Source organism: Aerococcus kribbianus (genome assembly GCF_026805545.1).
In the GTDB taxonomy this organism is placed as follows: Bacteria; Bacillota; Bacilli; order Lactobacillales; family Aerococcaceae; genus Aerococcus; species Aerococcus kribbianus.
The window spans coordinates 239,736-266,343 of record NZ_JAPRFR010000001.1; the positions used below are offsets into that span (position 1 = coordinate 239,736).

Genomic DNA, 26,608 nt, shown 5'->3' on the forward strand with positions numbered 1-26,608 from the left:
ATATAAATGTCAATAAAAAGCCTCTTCCTAAGCAAAGACTGCTTGCTATAGGAAGAGGCTAAGTTATTTAAAACTTATAACTAGTTTTATTTATTGGTGTAGTGAATCTGATAACCTTTTTCCGTCCAGTCCACCCGCCAATTAGAGTATTTATCGGTATCAAAACCAGCTTTGGCTTTGGCGATTGCTTCATTTAAATTTTGGTAATATTTGGGCTCTTGATTTTGGTCAGTTGGGGCTTCATCTTCTTTTTGCAGGGCTTTTACTATCAGCTTGTCACCAATCGCTAAATTATAGTCATTTGTCTTGTTCCAGGCTTGCAAATCCTCAATACTTACGCCAAATTTTTGGGCAATCTTCCAATAAGAATCGCCAGCTTGAACGGTGTAAATACTATCGACTTGCTCAGGTTTTTCATCTTCTTCGGATTTTTTAGGTGGGTCTTGTTTTTTTAGCGTATAAGTAATTACATAACCATCTTTAGTCCAATCAACGCGCCAGTTAGAGTATTTATCATTATTATAACCCTTCTTGGCTGCTGCAATAGCTTGGTCTAAGTTTTGATAATACTGGTCAGTGGTGACTGTGTTGCCACTATTATCTTCGTTATCTTCTTCGTCTTGACCAGCCTCTTCAGCAGTGATTGGGGTAAATTTCACCATATAGCCGTCCTCAACCCAAACAATTTGCCAAAGGGAATGTTTTTTAGGGTTGAAAAATTTTCGAGCAGCATCCTTAGCCCCTTCATTGGTCTTAAAGACGATAGCTTCAACATTATCAGCGGTTACCTTTTCTTCTGGCTCAGACTGATCATTCGAATCCCCAGGCTCGGCGGTTTTGATTACTAATTTTTCGTTAATGGCTAAGAAATCATTGGTCTTATCATTCCACTCTTTTAACTGGTCAACGGTAACCCCATAATTTTGGGCAATTTTATATAGCGAGTCTCCAGCTTGAACCTTATAAGTTATAGTCGTCACTTGATCAGTATCGACTGTGTCTTCAGCTTGTACTGGTACATCCGATAAGGCAAGAGCCGCAACTGTCATTAGTCCAGCTGATGCGGTTAGTAGTTTGACTTTCTTATTGATTTGGGTTTTCATGAGAATCCCTCCTAAATATGATGAAAGCATTTTCTTTTTCCTTACACTCTTATTATACCGCAGCTAAAATCAGAGACAAGGAATCCCACTCTATCTTAAATGTTTCTTAAGTGTTTCTTTAATATTACAAATATATGACAAAAACTATTCATATTAAATTCATAAGTTCGCCTTCAATGCAGATGAAATGGCTTTATCAAATTAAATTTGCACGTTTTTCTCATTTTTATAGTATAATAATTTTACATAATTATATAAAGGGGATGAATTCATGCAAGAAAAGCCGACGTTATTGATTAATGAAAGCACAATTCGCGAATTAATGACGATGGAGGACTATATCCATATTGCTGACCACGTTTATCGTGGCATGGATGATGGTACAGTCATTAATCCTACCAAATTAACCTTAGACTTAGGTGAAACAGGGAATTATCCCAATTATTCAGGATTTGCAAATGCGATGCCAGCTTATATTGGTTGGCAAGACTCAGCTGGTTTGAAATGGGTCACTGGTTTTAATGGTAAGCGTAAGGAAGCAGGTTTACCTTTTATCAATGGTCTAATTACCCTTTTAGATCCCCAAATGGGAAGCTTTTTGGCCGTGATGGACGGCACTGATATTACTAATGTGAGAACAGGCGCTCAAACTGCTACTGCCTTAACCTACTTGCTGGACCAAGAGTCGGTGACACTAGGAATATATGGCGCTGGTATGCAAGCCTATATGAACACGCAAGCCATTAATGAACGATTCGACATTGATGAAATTCTTATCTGGAATCGTACTAAATCTAAGGCTGAAGACTTTAAAGAGAATGTTGAGCCTAAAATCAAAGGAAAGGTAACGGTTGTTGATGAGCCCAAAGAAGTGGCAAAAGCCCAGGTTTTGATTACTGTAACCTCTGCCAATGAACCACTTGTTCATTCCGAATGGGTCCAACCAGGAACAATTATTTTTCCATTGGGTTCTTTCCAAGAAATTTCTGATAATGTCGCCTTGGCAGCTGACAAATTAATCGTTGACCACCCTGGTCAAGCCTTACACCGTGGTGCTTTGAAACATCTTAACAAAGCAGGTAAAATCACTGAGGATGATGTTTTTGCGACTTTAGGTGAACTTGCTAATGGCAAGAAGGAAGTCGGTGACTTATCTAATGACATTGTGCTTTGTATTCCAATTGGAATTGGTGCTATTGATGTCGCCGTAGCTAGTGAAATTTATGATCGTGCCCGCGAACAAGGATTGGGGCAAACATTCGATTTTAAATCGTAATTATAATAAGTAAAAAGCGCCTGACCTTTAGTAGTCAGGCGCTTTTACGTATCAGCCTTTGAAATTATAAGTAGGCAAAGTAATTCTTTGCTTTAAAATCAGATAAGGTTAGCATGAGAACAAAACTACAGAGATAGAGACCTGCTAGGAAGGTCATAACAGTAGCCACACCGTGACTTTCTAAGATAATTCCAATGATCACAGAAGAGAAGCCCCCTACTGCCCGACCAACATTAAGAATCAAGTTATTCGCCAAACTGTGCACTCGAGCTTCATAAAGCCGAGAAACAACTGCTCCATAACCGGGAAACATCCCATTAACAAAGAAACCCATTACACTACCAGCGATTAATAAAGCTAAGTTAGAATTTGCTAAGGTAAAGACATAAACTGAGACAGCAGAAGCCAGTAAGTAAATAGTAAACATCAATCGTGGGCCAAAAATATCCAAACAACGACCGAAAACTAGCATTCCTAAGGACATTCCTAATATAGTGGCAATCATCCACCATGACGATCCTGAGATAGATAAACCCGCTTGGGCTTGCATCATAGTTGGCAACCAGTTCATCATGCCAAAATATCCAGCAATTTGTACTGTACACATAAGCATTAAAACGACGGTATGATAAGCTTTTTTCGGACTATCAAAAAGGTCAGACAAACTGGCTCTGTTTTTGTTTTTAGTGTCTAAGTCGGCATTGACGAAGGCTGGTTCATCATCTACCATAAATTGAAGATACAATACAATGGCTAAAGGTGCTAATCCAAAGAGAAATAGCCCTCGCCAACCAAAGACACTAGTAAATAAACCGGCGATAGCCGCTGCCAAAATCGAACCGATTTGACCAGCAACACCATTTAAAGAAGCTGCTTGACCAATTTTAACGGGTGGTACCAGACGAGCGATAATTGATAAGGCAATCCCATATTCACCACCCACACCAATTCCAGCTATAAAGCGCAAAAGGTAGAGGATAGTAATATTAGGTGCTAGGAAAATTGATCCGGTCGCTAAGGAGAAAATCAATAGCGTTAGTTTAAGCATCGTCATCTTGTTATGACGATCACCTAGATAGCCAAAAATCAAGCCACCTACTAACATCCCTAAGTTGGTAATTGATGCAATTAATCCGGCTTGCCCACCTGACAAGGCAAATTCAGCAGTAATACTGGATAAGGTAAAAGACAGAAACATTAAGTTTAAATCATCAGTCCCAGAAGCAATTATTGCGGCTGAAACCGCTCGTTTTTGGTTTTTAGTCATTACATTGGTCATTATTTATACTCCTCACTAAAGTCGACTCACGGGAAGACTTATTTAATTCGGTGGTGATCATTAGACAATTGATTTACTTGAAGTCGTTTTGCCGCCACTCTTTAATCATTTCCAGTTCGCTATCAGTCACATAGTTACTAGCTTCAGCAATTTCTAATAATTCTGAAAAATTCGTTAATATATGCAAAGGGATTTTAGCCGCTTCAAAATTATCATGGGCTGCCTGTAATTCATAAGTGAAGATAGCTACAACTCCTACGACACTAGCGACTTGATTAACAGCATCGGCAGCTTTTAAAACTGAGCCTCCAGTTGAAATCAAATCATCGATGAGGACAACATTATCCGTGGCTGAGATTACCCCTTCGATTTGACTCTTACGGCCGTGGTCTTTGGCTTGGCTACGTACATAAACCATTGGTAAGCCTAATATATCAGCCACCCATGCTGCATGCGGAATACCTGCTGTTGCTGTCCCAGCTATTAGCGTGGCATTAGGATAGTATTTGGCAATTTTTTTAGCCAAAGCTTGGGCCACATAATGTCTTTCTTCAGGATAAGCGAGTAGCTGACGGTTATCACAATAAATGGGACTCTTAATACCTGATGCCCAAGTAAAGGGATCATTGGGTCTTAAGATAACTGCTTCCTTATCAATTAAAATATTCGCCACTTTTTTCGAAATCGTCAATTCATTATTTTCAGAAAAAATTTTATTCATGATTATTCTCCTTGCCATTCTTTGAGATAGTTCTGATAAGCTGCTAAAGGATCTTTTGCTTGCGTAATTGGACGACCAACAACGATGTAGTCAGCACCATTTGCCTTAGCCTGGCTTGGACTAGCGACTCGGCTTTGGTCGTCGCTAGTGTCCTCAGCCAAACGAATGCCTGGTGTTAGGGCTAATAATTCACCATTGGTAGCTGCTTTAATTTTTTTTACTTCTAAGGCTGAAGAGACAACCCCATCGAGACCGGTCTTCTGGGCCATTTGTGCCAGGTCAAGGACTGACTCTTCCACACTTTGTTGGATATGGAGGTCTTCGGTTAACATGTTTTGATCAGTGGAAGTCAATTGAGTAATACCTAAAACCTTAGGCTGGTAAGGCCCTTCTTTTGCCCCTTTGACAGCTGCTTTCAACATAGCCGGTCCCCCTAAAGTGTGAACCGTAATCAGTTCAACCGGTAATTGACTGAGTTGACGCATGGCCAAGTAAACCGTATTAGGTATATCATGACATTTTAAGTCGAGAAAAACCTTGTGACCCATGGCAGCTAACTTCCATACAATCTCAGGTCCGGACATATAGAATTGCGACATGCCTACTTTGAACGCTGCTGATTGGTCTTGAAAATTTTCCATAAAATCCCATAACTCTGGTTCGGTTTTAAAGTCTAAAGCAATGTATAGATCGCGCATAAGCTTCCTTTCTCTATAAAAAAACCACTAGCTCTTTGTCTAGTGGTTACATAAGTGTCTATTAAGCAATAATATTGCATGAATTTATCAACTTACTTGCCTCACTGGACAAATTTAAAATTACTATGAGGACTGCCAACAATTATCCTAGGTTGTCCTAATCATTGTTAATGTCTCGCATTAATCCTTAAAAATAATAATGCAAAATGGTTGACTTGTCAAGAAATTCATTAGATTATTTGCTTACTGTTTATAAATTTTAAATAAAACCGTTTAAAGGAGACTGCTATGGCTCTAATGGATTTTCACCAATCAAATATCGAATTTGACCATTCTCAAGCTGACTTAAAGGCCTATAAAGAAATCTACGCTGACTATGAAGAAATCCCCTATCTTTCCAAACATCGTGATTTGCCCCTTTGGTTAGAAACAGTAGCAGAAGAAAGGCAATATATTGTTTCAAAATCACAAATGGTCCGTTTTTCTGATGGTCTCTTGCCCGGCCATATTATTTTGCTGTGGCGGGTAGGTTTTAATACCTTATCCAACCAATCCATCCTACCTCTTTACTTTGAATATAATTATGGTATCAATCCCTATTTAGAATTAGACCACTTGCTTGCCGATAATTATGTGGCCAAATTAAGTGTCCATGAAAATCTGGATTGGCACAAAGCCAGTCAACTCAAACAATTACTCAAAGAAAAAAAGGTTAAAGGCTTGTCTAAAGCCAAAAAAGCTGACTTGGTTGCCTTGGCCAAAGCCCATTTTACTGATGCAGAACTTGATGAGAAATTAACTATTTGTGGGTTCCGACTCACCGATAAAGGGAAAAGTGCTTTAAAAGCGCACCAAGATGTTGTTGACAAACACCCCAAGAAAAAATTATAAATGAATCAAAAAATCTGGACTAGTAGTCCATATTTTTTGATTTTAAATAATATGTAGCTTTTAATAGTTTTCTAAGCTAGCCTTAGCGAGGCATAAACAACCTAGTAAACCAGCATCGTCGCCTAAGCCTGGTTTTTGAATATATTCTGTTGCTTCTGGTAAGGCAGCCACGTAATCATTAACCAATTCTTGGAATTTGATTTGGATACGTTCTAATAAACTGTCTTGGTGTAAAACACCACCACCGATAATAATGCGATTTGGCATGAGTGTCAGCATATAATTATTTAACGCTTGAGCAATATAGTCAGCCACTACATCCCATATTAGATCTGTTTGCGGAATATCTTTGGCCTTAGTCCCTTTCGGAAAACGATCTTCAATAGCCGGACCACAAACTAAGCCTTCTAAGCAATCATTATGAAAGGGACAATGACCTGCATAATGATCATCAGTATGTCTTTTGACATAGATATGACCCATTTCTAAGTGAGACATACCCGTATGAATCTTCCCATCCTTAACGAATCCGCCACCAACACCTGTTCCGAAGGTGAGGTAAAGGCAGGAGGCTTGATCTTGAGCTACTCCCAGCTCGTATTCTCCGACTGCTGAAGCATTGACATCAGTGGTCCAAAAAATTGGCACATTATATTGTGCTTTCACCGTATCTAAGAAGGCAAAATTCTGCCAAGCAATTTTAGGTGTATTAGTAATATAACCATATGTTGGTGAATCCACATTAACATCAATCGGTCCAAACGAGCCAATCCCTATGGCTTCAATATCATAGTTGGAAAAAAACTCAAAGACATTTGCCATAGTTTCTTCTGGAGTGGTAGTGGGAAATTGACTTTGCCCTAAAATATTTAGGTCATGGTCGGAAACGATACAATTAAATTTGGTACCGCCTGCTTCAATTCCTGCTAACATAATTATTTGTCTCCTTTACTTGATTTCAAATCCCATAAATCGATATCACAAGGACTATCAGTTTGTAAGTGAATTGTATCTTGACCCTTATCTGGATAAACTCGCGTCGACATCACTTGCTGTCCATCATTAATAAAAATTTCTAAGCTAGACCAATCAGAATAGATGTGTAAGTGATCCAGCTGTTTCAGTTTCAGACAACGTTTACGACGACCACAGCCAGATGGTCCGTGTGCTAAAACAAATTCTTGGCTATCAGCATGGTAGCTAATCTTAGTGTCTTGACGTAGATCAAGGCTCAAATCTCTTATGTTTTCCCCTTTTATTTCTAGTTCATAGACCTGGCCAGCCAACTTCCCTTGACTATCCTTACATGCGAGTATTTGTTGGTGGTGGGCACGTAATTTTTGATAATCACTGACCACCCTTTGCTTCAATTGCCCCTCTTCATAAAAGAGTTGCCGAGGTAGCGTCATGGCATGTTGCCAACCATAAGCCACAGTTGGATTAGAATATTCTGGACTAATATCTGGCAAACCAAACCACGCCCACATAATTCGCCGCCCTTGTTCGTCTACAAAGCTTTGTGGGGCGTAGAAATCAAAACCTTGGTCAAGTTCATAGAATGGGGATTGAACGTCAAACTGTTCCTTTTCCCAATCAAATTGACCCAGTAAATAGCCCGCATTATGAGTATTTTGAAAATGATAACGGTCCCCAATAACTCCTTGAGGCGAAAACATCAAAACATCTTGGCCATCCACAGTAAAAGTATCTGGGCACTCCCACATATACCCTTGGTCATCATCTCCAGATAAGAAATAACCACGGTAAGTCCAATCTGAAAGATTAGTCGACCGATAAAGTAGGATTGCCCCTTTATTGGTCCGTAGCCTTCCCCCTAAAATCATGTAAAAGTAGTCCTCATGTTGGAAAAGCTTAGGGTCACGAATATGGTCAGTAAATTCATCGGGAAAATCTTTATGCGGGATTACCACTTCTCGTTGGTTAATCTGATAACCATCGGGACTGACGACATGAATAACATTTTGCTGGCGACCAGAGAAAGTATAGTCATGGAAGCCAGCTTCTTTGACATTACCCGTATAAAAATAATGAATATCATCGCCTACCTGGATTGCTGAACCTGAGTAAACACCGTCACGATCAAACGCTTGATCAGGGGAGAGAAAAATTGGCTCATCACAAAAGTGAACAAGATCAGTAGACGTTTTATGTCCCCAATGAGTAGCTCCACCATTAGCTGAATTCGGTTGATACTGGTAATAGAGATGATAGGTTCCATCGACTTGAATACTACCATTAGGATCATTCATCCAACCAGACACAGGCATTTGATGGTAGGCGAGCTGCCATTTATCATCATAACTCATCAATGCCAGTAAATCTTCATTTGCTAACATAGACGCCTCCTAAACGATTTCTTGACGGATTTGTTTGCTTTGCACCTTGACCACAACAAAGCCGACCACAAAAGCCACTAAAATCACGATAAAATAGTGCATTAGAGTAGCAAAGCTTGAGGTATAGAGCAAGAGACCTGGTAAGAAAGTGATGCCCATACCAGAAGCGGATAATGAGAATAAATAAGAAGTCAATCCACCTAAGGCTCCACCCGCAATGCCTGATAATAAAATCCGTAATGAACGCATATTCACTCCGAAAAGTAAGGGTTCAGTAATACCGAATAAAGTTGGTAAAGCTGACGAAATCATTTGACTCCGTTTTACTTTGTCTTTCATTAATAGCGCCGCAGAAATTGCCGCCCCAAATTGTCCAGCCATTGAAGCAGTCATCAATGGGTTTAAGATATTTGCATCTGAATGGTCTAATAAGGAAATTTCAATGATTGATAAGGAGTGATGCAGACCAGTGACTACTAATAGCTGTTGCAAACCTCCAAAAATAATATATCCAATACCTAGAGGCGCATTGATTACGTTAACAATAAAACCAATAACAGCGGATTCAATCACTTGAATAATTGGTCCTAAAATAAATAACATAATAGCTAAAGTAATTGTAATAGTGAAGAATGGTGTCACAATCAAGTCAATCACAGATGGAACAAATTTTCTAAACCAAGATTCAATCTTAGCAATCAACCACCCAGCGATAATGGCAGGGAAAATCGTCCCTTGATAACCAAAAATTTCAATCCCCATTACTTGAAGTGGCTCACTAGCCCCTGACGCCACGTCATAGGCATTAGGAAGCTGAGGTGCGACTAACATTAATCCAACTGCTATCCCCAGAATAGGGTTGCCATTAAATTTCTTGACAGCAGAATAGGTAATAAAGACTGGCAAGAAAGCAAAAGCTGTATCAGTTAGTAAGGTAAAAATAGCATTGATATCATCTGATAAAGTAAAACCTAATTCTGTCAGTAGTCCACGAATCCCCATTAAGAGACCAGTCGTCACTAGAACAGGAATTAAAGGCACCAAAATATCCGCTAACACCCGAACAACTCTTTGCGCTGGATTCATGTTGTCCTTGTCTTTCTTCTTGTCCTTGTTTTGGTTTGCTTCCCCATCATGACTCATTTCATCTGCTTCAGTTGAATTAATCGCAGAATCTCCCTGGCCAGAATTGATTTCTGATTCCACAGCCTGATACACTTGATTGACACGGCCGGTGCCAAAAACAAATTGATGTTGACCAGTGGAATAGAAATATCCTTTTAAATCATCGATCGTATCAACATGGTCTTTGTCAACTAAAGAATTATCCTTCAATACAATTCGCAAACGAGTCGCACAGTGGCTATAATTTTCAATATTATCAGGGCCACCGATTGTTTTTAATATTTCTTGGGCAATTTGCTTGTCACTCATAGCACTTCCTCCTTATAAAATGTAAACGCTTATTGTGGGAACGTTCCCAGTTTACCACATAATTAAAGACCAGACAATGGTCTTTTAAATCTGGTCATATAAAACGATTAAATTGGGCCCAAAGACTGACCGGGAATCAATTCTACATCTAATACTTTCTGATAAATTGTTTGAGAATGTCTCTGTAAACCTGACAAAATAACTGACATTGCAAGTTTTCCTGCTTGTCGGTAAGGGTAAGCTACCGATGTTAATTTAGGTGCGAGAATCTGTCCTTCCCGATACCCCCCAAATCCAGATATAGACAAGTCTTCAGGCACCCTAAATCCTAAGTCATTGGCCACACTTAAAAAGGCCAAAGCAATTTGGTCAGTAGCACAGGCGATATAGGTTTCTGTGCCCGCTTGTAAAAGTTGATCTGCCAAAGCAAAATTTTCTGATTGTGAGAAATGGGACCGTATCACCTGAACAGAAATCCCCTGCTTTTCAAAATAATCAATAAAACCTGCTTGACGAATTTGTCCCACAGCTAAGTCGTTAGGATCAACTCCAATAAAACTAATCTTTCGGTGTCCTAGATTATAAGCTTTTTGGGCAAGAATTTGTCCAGCTTTATAATCATCATAACTAATATAATTTAACTTTTTGTAGGACTGACCGATAATTAATAAGGGGATATCTAGGGTTTGAGCCGCTTCAAGTAAATAATCTTCATTATTATGAGTCATAGTGATTAAGGCATCCACTCGTTGCTGTTGCAATGTTCTTATAGCAGTCAGTTCGCGTTGACTATCCCGATTGGTATTAGCAATTAATAATTGTTGGTTATTTTCATAGGCGATGTCATCAGCACCAGCCATAACTAGGCTAGCAGAAGGCGATTCAAAGCGCGGAATAACTAAACCCACCATCCCAGATGATTGAGCCTTTAAGCTACGTGCCATTCGATTAGGACTATAATCCGTTGCTTTAATCGCAGCTTCAATTTGTATGCGGGCCTGGTCACTGACATAGCCCTGGTTGAAATACCGAGACACTGTGCTCTTGGAAACACCTGCCAATTTTGCTACTTCAATTAAGGTTGTCATAAAATCGCTACTTTCTTATGCTTATTTTAAGGATTCTAATTATATACAATTGTTCACTTACTCTGAACGATAAGTTATTGAGTTAAAGTTTGTCAATAATCATTTTAGCAGTTCTATAGTGTTAATGTCTTCTAAAACACTAAAAAGAGAGTGTGACTATTGTTACACCCTCTGAGTGAATACTATCAATTATTCTGCTTTTTCTGCAATTTCTTTTTTCTCATGTAGTAAAACATTAAGCATAATCGCTCCAACTAAACCACCAATAATCCAAGATAGTAAATATAACCATGGATTAGAAATACCACCAGCAATCATAGCAAAGACACCACCATGAGGAACATAGGAGATACAGCCAAATAACATAGACAAGGCACCAGCAACACCAGAACCAACAGCTAGAGAAGGAATAACCTTCAATGGGTTAGTTGCTGCAAATGGAATAGCACCTTCAGTAATAAAGGCTGCACCCATAACATAGTTAATTAAAGCTGAATTCCGTTGAGCTTCTGGCCATAATTTTTTGTTGATTGTCGCTGACATCGCGATGGCAAGTGGTGGCACCATACCACCAATCATTACTGCTGCCATCACATTTGATCCAGAACCAGCGGCTTGGGTAACCAAGGCTGTCCCAGTCACATAAGATGCCTTATTAATTGGACCACCCATATCAATAGACATCATAGCCGCCACAATAAAGCCAAGGACAACATTCCACTCTCTTGGAATAGAAGCCAAGAAATTAGTTAAACCAACCGTTACAGCACCTAGTGGTTTGTTGATTACGAAGAGCATCACTAGGCCCATAATTAACACACCAAAAACGGGATAAATAAAGATTGGTTTCATTCCTTCTAAAGATTTTGGTAACCAAGCAAAGGCTTTTTTGAGCACCCAAACGATACCACCCGCTAAGAAACCAGCGACCAATGCACCAAGGAAACCAGAAGCAGTCATATCGGTAAAGACCCCGGTATCAGAGAAGGCAGATAATTTAGAAGGATCCGCAAAAACTCCACCCATCATACCAATAACCAATCCTGGGGTATCAGCAATTGAGCGACCAATAAAACCAGCTAAGACGGGTAGCATCATCGCAAAGGATAAATCCCCAATCATCTTGAAGACATGGGCAATTTGGTTATAGGATTCATGATCAACTTCTGCAGAATGAATTCCCCAGAAGAAGGAAATAGCAATCAACAAGCCCCCTGCCACTACAAAAGGTAACATGTGAGAAATACCATTCATCAAGTGTTTATAAATCACTCGACCCAATGATTCGTTGTCTTCTTTATCATCATCTTGTTCGGCATCAAGTTGACCATGATAGGTCTTAGTTTGGCCATTGACTGCGCGGTCAATTAATTGGTCAGCCTTATTAATCCCATCAGCTACTGGAACAATAATTAATTCCTTACCGTCAAAACGATTCATTTCAACTTTACGGTCAGCAGCCACGATAATAGCGTCTGCTCTTTCAATATCCGCTTTAGTTAAACGGTTTCCAACGCCACTTTGACCATTAGTTTCTACTTTAATTGGAACTCCAGCGGCATTAGCTGCTTGTTTTAGTTTTTCTTCTGCCATATAAGTATGCGCAATTCCAGTTGGACAAGCAGTGACGGCTAACAAGTATTTTTCATTTTCGTCACTAGCTTCAGTACTAGTAGCTTCTGCCGTAGCAGGTGCTGCTTCCTCTTTAGCCTCTTGACGGTCAGGATCGTATTGATCAATTGCCGCAATAACTTCTGCTGGGTTGTTAGCGGCTAGGATGGCTGCTTTAGCTTCTGGGTTCATCAATACAGACGATAATTTTGCTAAAGCTGACAGGTGTTCGTCCGAGCCTCCTTTAGGTGCTGCAATCATAAAAATCAATTTCGCTGGTTGACCATCAAATGATTCCCATTCAATACCGTCTTTTGACCGTCCAAAAATAATTGCTGCTTCGGTAATTGATTCATCCTGGGCATGAGGCATGGCGATTTCGTCCCCAACACCAGTGGTCGATTGAGCTTCCCGAGCTTGTAAAGCATCAACATAACTCTCTTTGTCAGCTAAACGATTAGAAGCAGTCATTAAACTAGCCAAATGATTTAGCGTCGCATCTTTGGATTCAGTAGTTAAGGATAAATCCATTAATTCTTCATGAAATAATTCTGATAAATGCATAATTTTACTCCCCAATTTCTGTAATTTTTATTTGTGCTTTTAATTGTTCTACTGCTTTCGCCCCAGCAATACCAGTCGAAAAGGCTGTTGCCGAACCCGAAGCGGCCCCTTGGCGTAAACTATCTTCTAAACTACCATTATCTAAGTATTGGCCAATAAATCCTGCCAGCATAGAATCGCCCGCACCAGTGGAATTAATGACTTGCCCTTTAGGAGCATTGGCTGCAAGAATTTGACCTTGTTCAGTTACTAGAATTGAACCTTTTCCTCCCAAAGAAACTAAAACGTGTTTAGCGCCCATATCTTGTAAACGTTTAGCGTAATGAATGACATCGCTTTGGCTAGAAACTTGACAGTCAAAGATCTCATTAAGTTCATCTTGATTTGGCTTAATGATAAAGGGATGGTATTCCAAGCAAGAAGTCAATAAGTCCGCATTAGAGTCTAAAACTAATTTAGCCCCCACCTGGTGACTTAATTGGGCAATGGCCACATAATCTGCCTGACTCATACCCAAGCCCTTATTTCCGGCTAGAAAAACGACATCATCGCTAGTCAACTCAGCCTGTAAATAATCAATTAAAGCTTGAACATTTTCAGGATGAATTTCTGGTCCAGCCCCATTGATTTCTGTTTCATCCTGACCCTTGACTTTGGCATTAATACGCGTCGTTCCTTCAACTGTAATAAAGTAAGGTTTAATACCTAAGCGAGTCAATTCTTGCTTGATAAAGTCACCAGTGAAACCAGCCAAGAACCCGGTTGCCACAGTGTCATGGCCTAATCGCTTCAATAATAATGAGGCATTTAACCCCTTCCCTCCCATAATATAATCTTCATTCTGTGATCGGTTTAATTGACCAGGATAAAGGTCATCTTGTAACCGGTATATGAGATCAATGGCAGGATTAAAAGTAATTGTGTAAATCATTAATTCGTCACCACTTTCATTGCAAGTTCATTATGATAGCGTTGATAAAGTGCATCCGGCAAGTCAACAGTAATTAAGCTCCCTACATCTAAAGGATTCACGGCAGCAAAAGTCACTTGGTCAAATTTGGAAGCATCAGCTAAGTGATAAATGCGCAAGCTTTGTTGCATCGCTTGCTGTTTAATCGCAGCTTCCTGACTATCTGGTGTTGTCATGCCAAACTTGAGATCAATGGCATTAACGCCCATAAAAGCCTTAGAAAAATGGTAGTCTTCCAACTGTTTCAAGGCTTGATGACCCACAATAGCATCGGTTGCTTGCTTGACTTTGCCACCAATTATGATTGTTTCAATCATATGCTGAACTAATTGATTAGCAATTGACAAAGAATTAGTAACCACCAGAATATCCTGGGGTAAATGAGTAATCATTTGCCGAGTCGTCGTTCCGGCATCTAAATAAATCGTTTCACCCGAGCTAACGAGACTGGCTGCAAAGGCACCAATTCGCGCCTTAGCTTCCGCATTTCTGGTCAACTTATCACTGAAGAAGTCTTCACCTGATAAATTCTGCTTGGCTATGGCACCACCATGCACCCGAGTAATTTGTTTATCTTCTTCTAGCTGTTTTAAGTCACGTCTAATTGTCGCTTCTGAAGAATCAAAAACCTGAACCAAGTCTTGGACAGTCACTGTTTTATAGTCTTGAACGTACTGAGCAATTTTTTGTCTTCTTGTCTGAGAAAGCACTTCCACCACCTCGTTAATAGTTTAACAAAGGCTCATGATTATTTCAATCATTTTCTTTCAAAAACAATCATTTTAACGCAAAAAATAAGGCTGGGACATTTGTCACAGCCTCACCTTGATTATACAATTAAAATTTAGCAACTAAAGACTTAACTAATCGACGGAATTTTTCATTGGCGTCTTGGGTGGCTACTACTACTTCTTCATGATTTAAGCTCGCTTGCATACCAGCTGCTTTATTAGTGATACAAGTAATACCTGCTACTTCCATGCCACAATGTTTGGCAACAATAGTTTCCGGTACGGTTGACATCCCACAAGCGTCACCGCCAATTGTCCTAGCGAAACGAATTTCTGCTGGTGTTTCATAAGTTGGCCCTGAAAACCAAGTATAAACACCCTCTTGTAGTGCGATACCTTCCTCCTGGCCTATCGATTTTAAGAGCTCATAAGCCCGTTTACTATAGGCTTCTGACATATCAACAAAGCGTGGCCCGTGATCATCAATATTAGGTCCAATTAGGGGATTAGCACCAGCTAAATTAATATGATCAGTAATAATCATCAAGTCCCCTACATTGAAGTCAGGATTAATACCTCCTGCTGCATTAGTGATGATAATTTTTTTAACACCTAATTCTTTAAAAACACGGACTGGATAAGTTACCGTCTGTAAATCATAACCTTCATAGTAGTGGAAACGGCCTTGTAAAGCCACTACTGACCGACCAGCTAATTTACCGAAAACAAGTTTTCCCTCATGACCAACCACCGTTGATTCAGGAAAGTTGGGAATATCCTTATAAGGGATAGCCTGGCTATCAGTGAATTCTTCTACCATACCACCTAAACCTGAGCCAAGTATCAGAGCAATTTCCGGTTTTTCAACGCCTTGTTTTTCTAGGTAGTCCACGGTTTCCGCTAACATCATAAACGTTCTCCTTTCGTGAATGCACCATTTTAATATTAAATTAAATATACCCTAAGCCATGAAAAAATTCCAGTGACCTAATAAGATTTACCTACTGATCACTGGAAAAATTTTTTAATTTTGATAGGCTTGCTCGATGATTTGCGCTGTCTCTTCAATTGAGCGGTCTTCTACATTAATGACTTGAGCATGTAGCCGATGATAAACTTCTTCCGCATAGGAGAGTTCCTGACGTATCCGCTCAAGATTGGCGTAACATGATCTTTGGTCCAGACCCATTAATTTAATGCGATTATAACGAATATTGGCAATATATTCCGGACTCGCTGTAAGACCAAATAGACGCCTTGATTCAACTTGATAAAGCGCCTTTGCTAGAGGGACTTCTGGAACTAGGGGTAAGTTAGCGACCTTATAAGATTTATTGGCAAGGTACATACTTAAAGGCGTCTTAGATGTTCGTGAGACCCCTAGAATAACAAGGTCTGCAGCCAAAAAGCCCTTGCTTGACTTACCATCATCATATTTAACGGCAAACTCAATAGCAGCTATACGGTTGAAATAGTCTTTGTCTAAGTCATGAATGACCCCACTTTGATAACGGGGTGTTAGTTGACTCTTTTTGCTAAGTAACTGCAAAGCATCCGTCATATAATCTAAATAATCTAGTTTATTTTCCTCACAATAAGTAGCGACATAGTGATTAAGCTTAGGATCAACAATTGTGGTCACAAGTAAGGCGTCTTCCTTAACTGCTAATTTTAAAATGGGCTCTAATTCACTTTCTTGACTAATAAAGGGATAACGTTTAACCACACTTTGCGATAAATCAGGGAATTGGGCCAAGGCAGCATTGACTATGCGCTGACCAGTGTCCCCAATAGCATCAGAAATAATATAGATTGGAAATGAATGTCTTGGCATGTTATCCTCCCTAAACTTTATTAACGCTCATAAATATCAATGAAGAAATCAAGCAAAGAGGTCTTAGAAACCTTTCCAATAATTTTTAATGGGTCATCGGTTGCCATGATAGGTAAGGAATCTACTTGATGTCGGCGAATAAGCTTGGCTGCTTCAAAGGCGGTTTCTTCACTACCAATACGATAGATATTGGGCATCCGAGTCATTACAATTGCTAGTGACGCTTGCCCCTGGTCAGCGATTAAGGCGCTGCGCAAGAGATCTTTTCGCGACACTAAACCCAACAAAGCCTGACTGTCTTCATCAATAACATAAAGGGACCCAACATCATACATAAATAAGTGAGTGATAGCGTCTTTGATAGAAAGACTGGGTCCGACTAGAACAGGAGGCACCATGACATCAGTGACCGGTGTATTATAGAGTTTGTCAGTAACCAAACTGGGTAAGTCAAAGCCAGCATAGTAGTAACCAACCTTGGGCTTAGCATCTAAAATTCCCGTCATGGTTAAGATAGAAAAATCAGAACGTAGGGTTGATTTCGCGAGTCCTAATCGCTTAGCAATGGCTTCGCCTGAAATCGGTTGATTATTTTTTACTATGGTTATTATTTCGTTTTGCCGGTCCGATAAATTCATCGTTTCCTCCAAAATAAGTCTTATTTGAATTGGATGGCTGCTTGAGCAGCAGCTAATTGGGCGATAGGCACTCTAAAAGGAGAACATGATACATAGTCTAAGCCAATCTTATGGAAGAAAGCAATCGATCTAGGATCCCCACCTAATTCCCCACAGACCCCTAGCTTCATTTCTGGCTTAGCTTGCCGAGCTTTGTTAACTGCAATTTCAATAAGTTTACCAACGCCAACTTCGTCTAAAGTCTGGAAAGGATCTAGTTTTAAGACTTTACGATTGACATATTCATTGATAAACTTTCCAGCATCATCACGGGAAAAACCATAAGTCAACTGAGTAAGATCATTAGTTCCAAAGCTAAAGAAATCAGCAGATTCTGCTAGGTCATCAGCAATAAAACAAGCCCGAGGTATTTCTAACATCGCTCCTACACTATAGTCAATATAGGTTTTATTTTCAATTAATAAGGCCTCTATATGGGCAACAATTTCGGCTCTTATGCTTGTTAATTCTTCCTTTATACCAACTAAGGGAATCATAATTTCTGGTTTGACTCTTAAGCCCTTTTCTTTCATTATGATTGCTGATTTTATAATTGCTTCGGCCTGCATCTTATATAAGTTGGGATAAGAAATGGCCAAACGACAACCACGATGACCTAACATCGGATTAACTTCGGCTAATTCATCCATCCGATTCTCCAACTGAGAAATGGTTAAATGCAACTGCTTAGCAAGCTGACTAATTTCTTGATTATTATGTGGTAAAAATTCATGTAAAGGAGGATCTAAAAGACGAATAACAACAGGACGGTCTTGCATTTCTTCATAAATCGTCTTAAAATCTTCCAATTGATAATTAAGAATCCGCTTAAGCGCTGCATCTTGGTCATAAGCATTCTTTGAAAAGATAAATCGGCGCATTTCCCGTAAACGTTCAGGGGCAAAAAACATATGCTCAGTTCGTACTAGACCTATTCCCGCTGGATTAAAACTTAATCCCATACGAATATCAGACTTGCTTTCCGCATTCATCCGTACATCTAGTTTCGCTTTTTCACGTGCCCAGTCCATAATTGTATGGAAAGCCTCTTGCCCCGTTGAAGGAACCATTGCTATCTGACCAGCATAGATCTTAGCTTCAGTGCCATCTACAGAAATATAATCACCAGCATGTAAAGTTTGGCTATTCATCCTAGCCAATTCCGCTACTTCATCAATTTCTAAATCAGAACAACCCACTACACAACAGCACCCCATACCTCGTGCTACTACAGCAGCATGGGAAGTCATCCCTCCACGACTAGTAACAATGGCCTGACTTACTACCATACCATTAATATCTTCAGGAGAAGTTTCTTGGCGGAGCAAAATCACTTTTTCTCCGGCTTGCGCTTTTTCCTGAGCGGTTGCCGCGTCGAAATACACACGACCAGAAGCAGCACCAGGACTAGCTGGTAAACCCTCATCTGTTAATAATTTGGCAGCCCCGAGTGCTTCAGCTGAGAAAGTAGGATGGAGGACTTGATCAACCGACTTCGCCTCAATTTGCATTAGAGCTTGTTCCTTGGAAATTAAGCCCTCATTAACCAAACTAACGGCGATATTAAAGGCCGCCTTAGCAGTCCTTTTCCCATTCCGGGTTTGTAATATGAATAATTTGCCGTTTTCAATAGTAAATTCGATATCTTGCATGTCACAATAATGTTTTTCCAAGAGATCACTAAGACGCACTAAGTCCTCATAGCACTGAGGCAGGTCAGTCGCCAATTTGTCGATACTAGCAGGGGTCCTCACCCCAGCAACAACATCTTCGCCTTGAGCATTAATTAAATACTCGCCGAAAAGGCCATTTTCTCCTGTCGATGGATTACGAGTAAAGGCAACTCCTGTTCCTGATTGATTACCAGTATTCCCATAAACCATCTCTTGAATATTAACAGCCGTACCTAAGTTATCAGGAATGTCATTTAACTCGCGGTAAACTTGCGCACGCTCATTATTCCACGAAGAGAATACCGCTGCAATAGCTCCAAAAAGTTGTTGCATTGGTTCTTGAGGAAAACTAGCTTGGCAATGTTTGTAGTAGATTGCTTTAAAATCCGTTATAATTCCTTGCCAGTCTTCACAATTTAAGTCAGTATCATTTTTATAGCCTTTAGCTGTTTTGACTTTATCCAGACACCTTTCAAAATAATGACTTGGGATACCAGCCACCACATTCCCATACATTTGAATCAAGCGACGGTAACAATCCAAGGTGAACACCCAGTTACCAGTTTCTTCGGCAAGAACCGATAAATTACCATCATTAAGTCCTAGGTTTAAAATGGTATCCATCATACCCGGCATAGATTGCTTAGCACCAGAACGCACCGATACCAAAAGAAGCTGAGTACTATCATTAAAGCTTTTCCCAGTAGCTAGTTGTAAAGACTTGACGTGACTTTTAATTTCTTGAATTAAGTCCTCAGAAAAGTCCTCTTTCTGATTGAGATAAGACATACATGCTTGAGTGGAAATAGTAAAACCTTTAGGTATTGGTAAACCTAACTTAGTCATTTCAGCTAAGTTAGCACCTTTCCCCCCAAGAATATCTTTCATTTTAGCATTGCCCTCATTAAAATCATAGACCTGTTTATTCACAAATAACGCACTCCTTTATTGCAATATTTCATAACTGCATTATATAGTGCAGCACATTTAATTACAATAGTGCATCTTATTCGAAGAAATGGAAATCTTGTTGAAAACGCTATCTAAAGCTTATCTGCCAATTTATTAAGTTTTCTTAATGAACTTTATCCAGCTTTTAGCTATAATAGCCTTAGAAATCTAAGGAGGTTCATTATGCGCAAAGTTTATTATAATCACGATGGTGGCGTTGATGATTTAGTTGGACTCTTCCTCTTACTCCAAATGCCGGATATCGATTTAGTGGGCGTTGGTGTAGTCAATGCTGATTGTTATGTGGAACCAGCAACTTCTGCCAGTCAAAAAATCATTCAAGTCTTTGGTAAAGGTAAAGATATCCCCATAGCTATGTCTAATGCAAGACCACGCAATCCCTTCCCTTCTTCATGGCGTGAGCATGCCTTTACAATTGATGCTATGCCTATGTTAAATCAAGACATGACTGACCAAAATAAACTATTAGACCAATCAGCTGACCAACATTTAAGCCAAATTCTAAGGGAAAGTGACCAAGCCATTGACCTAGTATTTGTTGGCCCCCTTACCGATTTAGCGACAGTATTAACCCACAATCCAAAACTAAGTCAAAAAATTAATGGACTATATTGGATGGGAGGCACATTCTTAGCCAACGGTAATGTGCAAGAACCTCACCATGATGGAACAGCAGAATGGAATGCCTTCTGGGATCCTGAAGCTGTTAAAGTAGTTTGGGATGCTGATATAGACATTCATATGGTTGGTTTAGAGTCCACCAACAAAGTCCCCTTGACCAATGCTATCCGTCAAACTTGGGCACAAGACCATCATATTCCAGGCATCGATTTTTTAGGACAAGCTTATGCTTTAGTGCCACCTATGAGTTTTATTCATACTAATTCAACTTATTTCTTATGGGATGTATTAACCGTAGCCTATTTTGCTGATCCCTCCTTGGCCTCTAGTCAAGTTCTGACCAGCGATGTGATGGTTTATGGTGTTTCTCAAGGACGCACTATTATCTCTGACCAAGGTCGACCTATTCAACTCGTTTATGATGTAGACCATGATCGCTTCTTTGACTATATTACTAACTTAGCCCGACAAGCTCCTTACCAAGGAGGCCAAAATGAAAAATAACGTCGACCAATTTTTAGCTGACTTTAATACCCTACACCGGCTCATGAAGGCAGAATTAAATGATAAGGATTTGAGTTTTGCTTCTGCTGTTCAACAGTTAAGCCAGAAACACCCTGTCATCAAAAAGCATCATCTTGATCTTGATGCTATTCGGGAATTACGCAATCTTTTAGTGCATGAAAAATTAGCCTCCGATGAAGACTTGGCTAATCCTAGTGATTCTACAGTGGCCGTTTTGCAAGAAATCATTAACAAAATGACTATGGATAGTCGTGTGGGACACTATCAAAAAGATGTCATTTCCCTCACAGCGAATCAAAGCTTGGCCAAGGTACTGAACTTAATGTCAAAAGAAAAGTATTCCCAATACCCAGTTTTCAAGGATACCCAACTTATAGGCATACTCTCTGCCGAAGTCATCACCCATTGGTTGGCCCAAGAGAATTTAAAGCAAGTCGATTTCAATCAGACTCAATGTCAGGATTTGTTACGTCACCAGAAAAATAAGCAGCTTAGTGATAAAAACTTTGTCACCCCTGATTTTTCTTGCTTCAAACTGGATGATCGTTTCCTAGACCTTTTGCAAGACAATCGATACCCCATCGTTTTAATTATTGAACCAAATAAAGAACCTAGTCCTAAATCCTTAAAAGGAATCCTCACCCCTTGGGATCTGCCTAAAATATTAGAGAACGCTTAAATGCAAAAAAATAGACTCAGATGTTCCTCTTTAGAACATCTGAGTCTCCTTTTTATTACGACTGGCGTCTCATCTTAAACCAAGCGATGACAAAGAGACTTAAAATAATAAAGCCTCCATAGCCAACTGCTGGATAAACGAAACCAATCACATCCTTAAAACCACCAAAACTGAGAACAAATGCCACACAGATTACCGTAATAAATAGCATGTTAAATTGTTTTTTACTAGGGTTTACATAGGAGGTTACAAAGGAATATAGAACACTCATGGCTGTATTCCAAATCTCTAGAAAAATTAATACTGACATGATTACACCAACTATAGGGGATAAGAGTGCTGCCATTTGTAACATAGGCATATCATAGGCCGCTACTTGGTCGGAAACGATAAACAAGGTGAAATTAATGAAGACAATCAATAAACCTGTAATTATTCCGCCCAATAGGCCTCCTTGTCTAGCCACTTGACCATCTTCTTCCTGACCACCAATAAGAAATGAGGTGGCGGCTGCTGTAGTCAAGTTAACAGACGCATAATTTAAGGTAGAAATAAACCAATTAGGTAGTGGTGTTTCCAAAGAACGAGCAGCTGTATTCAAGACTTGCCAATCAATAGGATTGGTCCAAATTGTTGTGGCTGCAATTATAACTACCAAAGCAATTAAAAACGGAGCCATAGCCCCAATGGCATCGATAACCCGTTTAGTTCCTAGTAAACCAACAATAATCACTAACAAAGATACGATAGCGGCCCCTAACCAGAGAGGAAGACCAAATTGTTGGTTAAGGTTAGACCCTGCTCCGGCAATCATTACCACCCCGATACCAAACAAAGTTAATAAGAGAAAAATATCGATTAAAGCACCCACTATAGGGGGAACAATTTTTTCTAAAACATCGCGGTGAGATACTGCCTTAAATTGGTGGCCTAAATCAATTAAACTGTAACCGAAAAAGGCAAAAATAAAAACAGAAAGTAAACTACCAATAATTCCCCAAATACCAAAGGCGGTAAAATATTGCAGCATTTCTTGTCCGGAAGCAAAGCCAGCCCCAATTAATACCCCCACAAAAGCCATTGCAATTCTAAATTTTTTCATCATAACTACCATCCTTGTCCCGATACATCATAGTTAGCCAGTTGGCCGTTTGCTAATTCAGTAAAAACTTCGTCTAAAATAGTGAAAGTTTGATCCAATTCTTCATATGAAATAACCAATGGCGGTTGGAAGCGTAATACTGAGCCAGCTACAGCAATCATAAGTAACCCTTTTTCATATGCTCGATTACAAATCTTTAAAGCTGCTTGGCTATCTTTACTCTTGCTCTGCCGGTCGGAAACAATATCCACTCCGATAGATAAGCCTATTCCACGGACATCACCGATAAAGTCATATTTATTTACCAAGTCGGTAAAAGCCTTTTTAGCATAGGCCCCTTTATCGGTTGAGGCTTGTAATAAATTATCTTCTTCAATGGTTTGAATCGTGGCCAATGCGGCTTGACAGCAGACTGGATTAGCAGCTGTTGTGAAGACATGACCAGGAATTTGTAAGCCGTCCATTATTTCTGCACGTCCCACAACAGCTGATAATGGCAGACCTCCCGCTAAGGATTTTCCATATATAATTAGATCAGCCTCTACATCAAAATGTTCAATTGATGACCAGGTTCCAGTACGACCTAGGCCTTGTTGGACATCATCCACGGCAAATAAAATCCCATTAGCATGACAAAAATCAGCTAAGGCTCTAAAATAACCTGGAACAGGTTCCAACAATCCCCCATCCCCTTGAATAGTTTCGACAACTACTGCCGCAATTTCTTCTTTGGGTAAATAGTTTTCGGTCATTGATTTAAAAACCTGTAAGTAGCCTTCTGCGGACCGCGGTTCTGTTTCTCCATATAAGCCTCGGTAAGCGTCTGGATAAGGAATATGGTAAATCCCCGGTAATAAAGGACCAATTTTTTGCCGCATTCCCAATGAGATAGCTGACATAGACAAAGATCCAAAAGTAGAACCATGATAGGCCTGTTCAAAGCTGACAATATTTTGTCGTCCAGTGTAGGCACGAGCAAATTTTATGATAGCATCATTGGCATCTGAGCCGCTGAGTCCAAAGGCAACCTTTTTGGTAAAGTTTCCGGGACTAATTTCTGCTAATTTTTCTGCTAAATCAGCCACTGGTTGGTGATACATGTAGGCTGGCGTATAGTGGATCATCTTATCGGTTTGCTCTTTAATAGCAGCCACAACTCGGTCAGGTGCATGTCCTACATTCAATGCTGAAGCGGATGCCAGTAAATCAATGTATTTTTTTCCATCAGCGTCAATAATTTGAGCTCCCTTGGCGTGGTCAATTACTAAGGGGTAATAAGGAATCCGCCCACTTGTCGCATAGTATTGTTTATCCTTAGCAATAATTTCTTTACTCTTTGACATGTAATCACCTTTTCTTGAATTTTCTAAATTGTCTGACAATTCAGTTTATATATTATCAGACTCCAAAACGTTTAGCAAGGCAATTGACATAAAAAACTCATTATTGTTTTATTTTTTAGCAGATAGTATCAAAAGACCCGTTCAAGTCTGCTTTTGGGTCTTCTTGAACGGGTAAATTAATATATGTCTATTTTTCTCTTTAAAGCTAATTTGCTAATTCATGCATGACAAGAGGTAGTTTTTGGGCAAGTTGACTGGGCCTAACAACATAATGCTTTTGGGCTAACTTATCCCCTGTATAAGAATGCAAGCCCATTGCCAAGGCTATAGCATCTGCAATGCTGGCTACTTGTCCCAAACAAGCTGTCACTAAACCAGCCAAACAGTCTCCCATTCCTCCAGTTGCCATGGCAGGATTACCAAATGTATTTTGGTAATAAAAATTAGACTGAGGCATAAAAATGCGGCTACGACTTGATTTTAACAGTAGAAAAACTCCCTCTTGGTCAACCCATTTCTGGATGCTATCATTATCTTCACTAGAAATTTTTTCTTGACAAAGACGCCGCCACTCGCCTAAGTGAGGTGTCATAATCAAAGGATGCATCTTAAACACTGCTTGAATGCTAGACCCAGCCTGGCTATAAAAGGTAATCGCATCAGCATCTAATACTAATGGTATTTTGGCATCCACACTTTTAATTAGGTCAACTAGCCTTGCCCAATCCTCTTGGTCCTGACCCAAGCCAGGACCAATTAAAATATGATCAGCGCTTTGTAACTGAGCTTTCAAATAAGCAAGATTATTGGAATTCGAAATCACCATTGTTTCAGGTAATTGACTATGAATAGCAGGTAAGTTGATAGAGTCAGTTACGACTGTCGTTAACCCTGAACCAGCATTCACGCAAGCCGAAGCAGCAATTTGCCCTGCCCCACCCATTTCCTGATTGCCAGCAATAATAAAGGAATGACCAAAATTATTTTTATAGGACTGCCTTGAACGTTGGGGTAGGAGGGTCCGTAAGACGTTTTCATTAATTTCTTTGCTTAACATTACATCACCTTCATTAGCAAAAATAATTTTATTAGCAGATCAGTGAACCCCTTGCATGATCATGGCATCGGCGACTTTGATAAAAGCAGCAATATTTGCTCCTTTAATCAGGTTACCAGGGAAACCATATTCTTCAGCAGCACTAGAGACATTAGCATAGATAGCATCCATTATATCATGGAGCTCTTGGTCAACATCGTCAAAAGACCAGCGTAAACGTGCTGAATTTTGTGCCATTTCAAGGGCAGATACAGCAACCCCGCCAGCATTGGCCGCCTTAGCTGGGCCAATATAAACGTCTTTAGCTAGTAATTCATCAGTAGCAGCCTTAGTTAAGGGCATGTTAGCTCCCTCAGAAATGAATTTAACCCCATTGGCAACAATTTGTTGCGCTTCTTGTTCATCAATTTCATTTTGAGTGGCACAAGGTAAGGCAATATCAGCAGTTAATTCTGCGTGCCAAACTGACCCTTCATAGTAACGAGCGGATTCACGTTGGTCCGCATAGGCAGTTAATCGTTGACGTTTAACTTCTTTAACTTCTTTTAGTAAAGCAACATCGATTCCTTCTTCATCAACAACATAACCATTGGAATCCGAAGCAGTTAATGCTTTAGCCCCTAGTTCTTCTAATTTTTCAATCGCATAAATGGCAACATTACCAGCGCCAGAAACAATAGCCCGTTTATCTGCTAATTCTTGACCTTTATCGGCTAGCATCTTATCGATAAAGTAAACTGCTCCATAACCAGTGGCTTGTGTACGGGCTTGGCTCCCACCTATTGGCAATGGTTTACCTGTGATGACGCCATTTTCGAACCCTCTTAGACGTTTATATTGGCCATAAAGATAACCAATTTCCCGCGCCCCAACGCCAATGTCCCCAGCCGGAACATCTAAATCAGGCCCAATATGCTTCTGTAATTCTGTCATTAAACTTTGGCAAAAACGCATAATCTCGCCATCGGATTTACCTTTAAGATCAAAATCAGACCCTCCCTTGCCACCACCGATTGGTAAACTGGTTAAAGCATTCTTGAAAATTTGTTCAAAACCTAAGAATTTTAAAATTGATAAGTTAACACTAGGATGGAAGCGTAAACCACCCTTATAAGGCCCTAAATCTGAATTAAACTGTACCCGGTAAGCAGTATTAACTTGAACCGAGCCATCATCAGCAGTCCAAGCCACGCGGAAAGTAATAATTCGATCCGGAATAGCTATGACTTGTAGCACATTATGGTCAATATATTGAGGATGACGTTCTAAAACAGGCACAATCGAATCAACAAATTCATCTAAAGTTTGCATAAATTCTGGTTCGTTAACATACTTTTCTTGCCAGATTCGCTTAGTTTCTTCGATATAAGTTTTGGCATCCATAATGGTCCCTCTTTCTTTT

General features: G+C 39.8%; 23 protein-coding genes. 4 read left to right on the plus strand and 19 right to left on the minus strand.

All coding sequences use genetic code 11. The features are described from left to right. Positions 1–86 precede the first annotated feature (86 nt). Positions 87–1,103 carry a LysM peptidoglycan-binding domain-containing protein gene (locus OW157_RS01130; protein ID WP_268751495.1) on the minus strand — a complete coding sequence of 339 codons (1,017 nt, stop codon included), beginning with the start codon at positions 1,101–1,103 and terminating at the stop codon, positions 87–89. A 271-nt stretch (positions 1,104–1,374) separates the two neighbouring features. Between OW157_RS01130 and OW157_RS01135 the strand changes: the two genes are divergently transcribed. Next, positions 1,375–2,379, plus strand: a complete 1,005-nt coding sequence (locus OW157_RS01135; RefSeq protein ID WP_268751496.1) for an ornithine cyclodeaminase family protein — start codon at positions 1,375–1,377, stop codon at positions 2,377–2,379. Between the two features lie 64 nt (positions 2,380–2,443). Here OW157_RS01135 and OW157_RS01140 read toward each other — a convergent pair whose 3' ends face one another. From OW157_RS01140 to pyrF, 3 genes are all read right to left on the minus strand, one after another. After that, positions 2,444–3,658: an MFS transporter gene (locus OW157_RS01140; RefSeq protein WP_268751497.1), complete on the minus strand. Its 1,215-nt coding sequence runs from the start codon at positions 3,656–3,658 to the stop codon at positions 2,444–2,446. A 73-nt stretch (positions 3,659–3,731) separates the two neighbouring features. Next, positions 3,732–4,349 (minus strand): orotate phosphoribosyltransferase, encoded by a 618-nt coding sequence (gene pyrE, locus OW157_RS01145; protein ID WP_326938040.1) that lies wholly within the window; start codon positions 4,347–4,349, stop codon positions 3,732–3,734. Between the two features lie 32 nt (positions 4,350–4,381). Continuing rightward, entirely contained in the window at positions 4,382–5,077 is a 696-nt protein-coding gene (pyrF, locus tag OW157_RS01150) for an orotidine-5'-phosphate decarboxylase (RefSeq protein ID WP_268751499.1), read from the minus strand. Between the two features lie 288 nt (positions 5,078–5,365). Between pyrF and OW157_RS01155 the strand changes: the two genes are divergently transcribed. Continuing rightward, positions 5,366–5,968, plus strand: coding sequence for a hypothetical protein (locus OW157_RS01155; RefSeq protein WP_268751500.1), 603 nt, complete (start codon positions 5,366–5,368; stop codon positions 5,966–5,968). Positions 5,969–6,028: 60 nt separating this feature from the next. Here the strand turns inward: OW157_RS01155 and OW157_RS01160 are convergent, their stop codons facing one another. The 11 genes from OW157_RS01160 to ppdK form a co-directional block, all read right to left on the minus strand. After that, positions 6,029–6,901, minus strand: coding sequence for an ROK family protein (locus OW157_RS01160; RefSeq protein WP_268751501.1), 873 nt, complete (start codon positions 6,899–6,901; stop codon positions 6,029–6,031). A gap of 2 nt (positions 6,902–6,903) precedes the next feature. Next, complete coding sequence (locus tag OW157_RS01165) at positions 6,904–8,325, minus strand: glycoside hydrolase family 32 protein (protein WP_268751502.1); 1,422 nt, start codon at positions 8,323–8,325, stop codon at positions 6,904–6,906. Between the two features lie 9 nt (positions 8,326–8,334). Next, on the minus strand, positions 8,335–9,759 hold the full coding sequence (locus tag OW157_RS01170) for a PTS transporter subunit EIIC (protein WP_268751503.1): 1,425 nt from the start codon (positions 9,757–9,759) through the stop codon (positions 8,335–8,337). A gap of 107 nt (positions 9,760–9,866) precedes the next feature. Further along, positions 9,867–10,847, minus strand: a complete 981-nt coding sequence (locus OW157_RS01175) for a LacI family DNA-binding transcriptional regulator (protein WP_268751504.1) — start codon at positions 10,845–10,847, stop codon at positions 9,867–9,869. 189 nt (positions 10,848–11,036) lie between these two features. Beyond that, positions 11,037–13,022, minus strand: coding sequence for a PTS fructose transporter subunit IIABC (locus tag OW157_RS01180; protein ID WP_268751505.1), 1,986 nt, complete (start codon positions 13,020–13,022; stop codon positions 11,037–11,039). A gap of 4 nt (positions 13,023–13,026) precedes the next feature. Further along, the gene (pfkB, locus tag OW157_RS01185) at positions 13,027–13,953 is read right to left on the minus strand and encodes a 1-phosphofructokinase (protein ID WP_268751506.1); all 927 of its coding nucleotides are present in this window, start codon (positions 13,951–13,953) and stop codon (positions 13,027–13,029) included. Continuing rightward, a complete protein-coding gene (locus OW157_RS01190; protein WP_268751507.1) occupies positions 13,953–14,702 on the minus strand; it encodes a DeoR/GlpR family DNA-binding transcription regulator in 750 nt (249 codons plus the stop codon). Before OW157_RS01190 ends, pfkB begins: the two co-directional genes overlap by 1 nt. Before the next feature lie 127 nt (positions 14,703–14,829). Further along, positions 14,830–15,630, minus strand: a complete 801-nt coding sequence (locus tag OW157_RS01195; protein WP_268752232.1) for a purine-nucleoside phosphorylase — start codon at positions 15,628–15,630, stop codon at positions 14,830–14,832. 117 nt (positions 15,631–15,747) lie between these two features. Then, positions 15,748–16,557, minus strand: coding sequence for a pyruvate, water dikinase regulatory protein (locus OW157_RS01200; RefSeq protein WP_268751508.1), 810 nt, complete (start codon positions 16,555–16,557; stop codon positions 15,748–15,750). A 20-nt stretch (positions 16,558–16,577) separates the two neighbouring features. Then, a complete protein-coding gene (locus OW157_RS01205) occupies positions 16,578–17,195 on the minus strand; it encodes a CBS domain-containing protein (RefSeq protein WP_268751509.1) in 618 nt (205 codons plus the stop codon). 20 nt (positions 17,196–17,215) lie between these two features. Further along, entirely contained in the window at positions 17,216–19,837 is a 2,622-nt protein-coding gene (gene ppdK, locus OW157_RS01210; protein ID WP_268751510.1) for a pyruvate, phosphate dikinase, read from the minus strand. A 204-nt stretch (positions 19,838–20,041) separates the two neighbouring features. On the opposite strand from ppdK, the gene OW157_RS01215 reads away from it, so the two are divergent. Both OW157_RS01215 and OW157_RS01220 read left to right on the plus strand, forming a co-directional pair. Next, positions 20,042–21,004, plus strand: coding sequence for a nucleoside hydrolase (locus tag OW157_RS01215; RefSeq protein ID WP_470207173.1), 963 nt, complete (start codon positions 20,042–20,044; stop codon positions 21,002–21,004). Next, a complete protein-coding gene (locus OW157_RS01220; RefSeq protein WP_268751511.1) occupies positions 20,994–21,704 on the plus strand; it encodes a CBS domain-containing protein in 711 nt (236 codons plus the stop codon). Before OW157_RS01215 ends, OW157_RS01220 begins: the two co-directional genes overlap by 11 nt. A 55-nt stretch (positions 21,705–21,759) precedes the next feature. Here OW157_RS01220 and OW157_RS01225 read toward each other — a convergent pair whose 3' ends face one another. The 4 genes from OW157_RS01225 to gdhA all read right to left on the minus strand — a co-directional run bounded on the left by OW157_RS01225 (position 21,760) and on the right by gdhA (position 26,592). Then, positions 21,760–22,809 carry a YkvI family membrane protein gene (locus tag OW157_RS01225; protein WP_268751512.1) on the minus strand — a complete coding sequence of 350 codons (1,050 nt, stop codon included), beginning with the start codon at positions 22,807–22,809 and terminating at the stop codon, positions 21,760–21,762. A gap of 2 nt (positions 22,810–22,811) precedes the next feature. Continuing rightward, positions 22,812–24,149: an aspartate aminotransferase family protein gene (locus tag OW157_RS01230; protein ID WP_268751513.1), complete on the minus strand. Its 1,338-nt coding sequence runs from the start codon at positions 24,147–24,149 to the stop codon at positions 22,812–22,814. A 205-nt stretch (positions 24,150–24,354) separates the two neighbouring features. Next, positions 24,355–25,206 (minus strand): NAD(P)H-hydrate dehydratase, encoded by an 852-nt coding sequence (locus tag OW157_RS01235; RefSeq protein ID WP_268751514.1) that lies wholly within the window; start codon positions 25,204–25,206, stop codon positions 24,355–24,357. Positions 25,207–25,245: 39 nt separating this feature from the next. Then, complete coding sequence (gene gdhA / locus OW157_RS01240; RefSeq protein ID WP_417882744.1) at positions 25,246–26,592, minus strand: NADP-specific glutamate dehydrogenase; 1,347 nt, start codon at positions 26,590–26,592, stop codon at positions 25,246–25,248. Positions 26,593–26,608 lie beyond the last annotated feature (16 nt).